This is a genomic window from Flavobacterium sp., assembly GCF_031363805.1.
Lineage (GTDB): Bacteria > Bacteroidota > Bacteroidia > Flavobacteriales > Flavobacteriaceae > Flavobacterium.
Genome location: NZ_JANLVD010000259.1, coordinates 1 through 3,448, shown reverse-complemented (window position 1 = coordinate 3,448; position 3,448 = coordinate 1). Strand labels below are relative to the sequence as shown.

The 3,448-nt window shown below is 32.3% G+C and carries 4 protein-coding genes; 1 reads left to right on the top strand and 3 read right to left on the bottom strand.

Features of this window, described 5'->3' with window-relative positions; genetic code table 11:
- The 3 genes from lpdA to RMN92_RS13680 form a co-directional block, all read right to left on the bottom strand.
- Positions 1-1,359, bottom strand: a 1,359-nt coding sequence (gene lpdA / locus RMN92_RS13690) for a dihydrolipoyl dehydrogenase (RefSeq protein WP_309610000.1), incomplete at its 3' end; no start/stop codon positions are given.
- Positions 1,360-1,447: 88 nt separating this feature from the next.
- A complete protein-coding gene (locus RMN92_RS13685; RefSeq protein ID WP_309609999.1) occupies positions 1,448-1,885 on the bottom strand; it encodes an META domain-containing protein in 438 nt (145 codons plus the stop codon).
- Between the two features lie 19 nt (positions 1,886-1,904).
- Positions 1,905-2,357 carry an Lrp/AsnC family transcriptional regulator gene (locus tag RMN92_RS13680; protein WP_309609998.1) on the bottom strand — a complete coding sequence of 151 codons (453 nt, stop codon included), beginning with the start codon at positions 2,355-2,357 and terminating at the stop codon, positions 1,905-1,907.
- Between the two features lie 304 nt (positions 2,358-2,661).
- Between RMN92_RS13680 and RMN92_RS13675 the strand changes: the two genes are divergently transcribed.
- The coding region (locus tag RMN92_RS13675) for an aminotransferase class I/II-fold pyridoxal phosphate-dependent enzyme (protein ID WP_309609997.1) at positions 2,662-3,448 on the top strand (787 nt) is incomplete at its 3' end.

Below are 3,448 nucleotides of genomic sequence, written 5' to 3'. Positions count from 1 at the left end.
TTTTATAGCTTCTGCAAATGTTGGATGTGCGTGAGACATTCTGGATATGTCTTCGGCTGATGCTCTAAATTCCATTGCAGTAACGGCTTCCGCAATTAAATCTGCAGTTCTGGCACCTATCATGTGAACACCCAAAACTTCATCTGTTTTTGCATCGGCAAGAATTTTTACAAATCCGTCCAAATCTCCGCTAGCTCTAGCTCTTCCCAATGCTTTGAAAGGAAAACTTCCCGATTTGAAAGCAATTCCAGCAGCTACTAATTGTTCTTCTGTTTGGCCAACAGTGGCAACTTCTGGCCAAGTATAAACCACTCCAGGAATTAAATTATAATTAATGTGTGGTTTTTGACCCGCCAAAATTTCGGCAACCATCACACCTTCTTCTTCTGCTTTGTGGGCTAGCATTGCACCACGAACTACATCGCCAATAGCGTAAATGTTTGAAATATTGGTTTGCAAATGGTCGTTGACTTCTACCATACCTCTTTCGGTAATTTTAACTCCCGCTTTTTCTGTAGCAAGTCCGTCTGTGTATGGACGACGACCAACAGAAACTAACGAATAATCACCTTCTAAAGTAATGGTTTCTCCTTTTGTATTTTCGGCTTGAACTAGAACGATTTCTCCATTTCTTTCTACAGATTTTACCTTGTGCGAAACATAGAATTTCATTCCTTGTTTTTTCAAAACTTTAGTCAATTCTTTAGATAACGAACTGTCCATTCCTGGAATAATTCTGTCCATATATTCTACTACAGAAACTTGCGATCCTAATCTCAAATAAACTTGACCCAATTCAATTCCGATAACACCACCGCCAATAATGACTAAGTGTTTAGGAATTTCTTTAAATTTTAATGCTTCGGTAGAAGTAACAATTCTTTCTTTATCTATTTTTATAAAAGGTAACGAAGATGGTTTTGAACCAGTTGCGATAATAATATTTTTACCTTCAATTGTTTCAGAAGTTCCATCTGATTTTGCAATGGCAACATGTGTAGCATCTACAAAAGAACCAATTCCAGTAAAAACGGTAATTTTATTTTTGTCCATCAAGTAGTTAATTCCACCCACGGTTTGATCTACAACTGCTTGTTTTCTAGCAATCATTTTTTCGAGATTTACCTTCACTTCACCAGAAATTTCAATCCCGTTTTCTTCAAAATGTTTAATTTCTGCATAATGATGAGATGATGATAACATTGCTTTGGATGGAATGCAACCAACATTCAAGCAAGTGCCGCCCAAAGTTGAATATTTTTCGATTATGGCGGTTTTAAAGCCCAATTGTGCACAACGAATAGCTGAAACATATCCGCCTGGTCCTGAACCTATAATGACTACGTCAAATGAACTCATAGTTTTGTTTTTTTATTGATGATGCAAAATTACAAATTCAATTTCAATTTCAATATGAAAATTCAATTTCAATTTCAAAAATTTAAAATCAATCCCAATCTTGTGCAACGAAAACTATTTTTTCATTTTTTTCATTTTTAAGAATCAACTTTTGACCTTCTAGTAGATATGAATTAAATTGTTCTAACGATTTTGAAAATGCATTTTCCAGCTCCATAGCATTTTCGCAAAACATCCTAGTACTTCTCAAATTCATGAACTTAATTTTATTTTGTTCTAATTCAATTTGAAAAGATATTTGGTTGCAACCCATATTTGCTTTTGGATTTTTCAAATCGGTTAAATTCATTTGTGCTTTATTTTTAACCAAATCTTCTTTTTTAAAGTTTTGAAATTCAACCAACATCCAAACTCTCTTTAAATTATTTTGATTGGTTTCTGGATTTTGCTGACTAGTTTTTGGTTTACAATTTATTATTGATAACAATAGTGTAAAAAAAGCTAAGTATTTGATGATTTTTTTCATTTTAAATATAATGTTTTGATTAAACAGAAATAAAAGTAGTGTTTTTTACTTCTCCAATCATAAAGGTACTATGTTTACTACCTATTTGGTGTAATGTTGATAGTTTATTAACTAAAAAATCACGGTATTCTTCCATATCTTTTACTACAATTTTTAAAATATAATCATAATCGCCACTCACATTAAAACATTCTAATATTTCATTGAATTTGATGACTTCTTTTTCAAAATCCAAAATGAATTCTTTACTTTGCTGAATAAGTTTGATTTGACAAAAAACCACAAAGCTTTTTTCAATTTTATTTCGATTTAACAATGCCACATAATTGGAAATAATTCCCTCTTTTTCCAGTTTTTTTATTCTCTCGTAAATAGCTGTAACAGAAAGATTTAGTTTTGAAGATAATTCTTTAGTAGTACTTTTGCTGTCTATTTGTAATAATTTTAAAAGGTTTTTATCAGTAGAGTCCATAATTGATATTGAAATAAATTAATAAATAAACTATTATTTAGTTTTAATGAAGATAAAGTTAGTTAAAAAATCTAATAATATTGTTAATATTAGTTTTTAAATCTATATTTTAATGTAAGTATTGATTATTATTCATATTTGTATTTATTTTGATGTAGCAATTAAATGGAATTACCTAGCCCAGATTGCAACGGAAATCCTTTTGCTTTTTTCTTTAAAAAGCAAAAGATTGAAGTGGAAAGCTGGAAATAGCTTCAAAAAAAATTAATTTCAAAAATCAATTTCAATTTCAAAAATCAATAAAATGAAAACTTTTAATCCAGCAGACAAAATTCAAGATTTACAATATTTTGGCGAATTTGGTGGTGTAAATCCTTCAATTTCCGATAGTTCAACCTATACGTTTCTTTCTGCGAAAACTATGTTTGATACTTTTGAAGGCAACGCCGAAGGCTGTTACTTGTATTCTCGTCATTCATCACCCAGTAATTTGTATTTAGACAAAGCCCTGGCAGCAATGGAAGGTACGGAAACTGCCAATGTTTCCGCTTCGGGAATGGGCGCCATCACACCAACATTATTGCAATTGTGCAGCAATGGTGATCATGTTGTTTCAAGCCGAACTATTTATGGTGGAACTTATGCGTTCTTGAAAAATTTTGCACCAAGAATGGGAATCAAAACTTCCTTTGTGGATATCACTAAATTAGATGTTGTGGAAGCAGCCATTACGCCAAACACCAAAGTTTTGTATTGCGAAACCGTGAGTAATCCACTCCTGGAAGTAGCTGATATTGCTGGTTTGGCAAAAATTGCTATTAAACATGATTTAAAATTGGTGGTAGATAACACGTTTTCGCCATTGTCTGTTGCGCCAATAAAACTGGGTGCAGATATTGTAATTCATAGTTTGACAAAATACATTAATGGCAGTAGCGATACGGTTGGAAGCGTGGTTTGTGCTTCGCAAGAATTTATAAACGATCTGAAAAATGTAAATTCAGGTGCCAGTATGCTTTTGGGACCAACGATGGATAGTTTGAGAAGTGCATCAGTCATGAAAAACTTGAGAACTTTGCACATCAGAATGA

Bases quoted from the DNA above. Each gene is read 5' to 3' on its own strand.
- RMN92_RS13685 (WP_309609999.1), bottom strand. From the start codon at position 1,885: ATGAAAAAAATCATCAAATACTTAGCTTTTTTTACACTATTGTTATCA.
- RMN92_RS13680 (WP_309609998.1), bottom strand. From the start codon at position 2,357: ATGGACTCTACTGATAAAAACCTTTTAAAATTATTACAAATAGACAGC.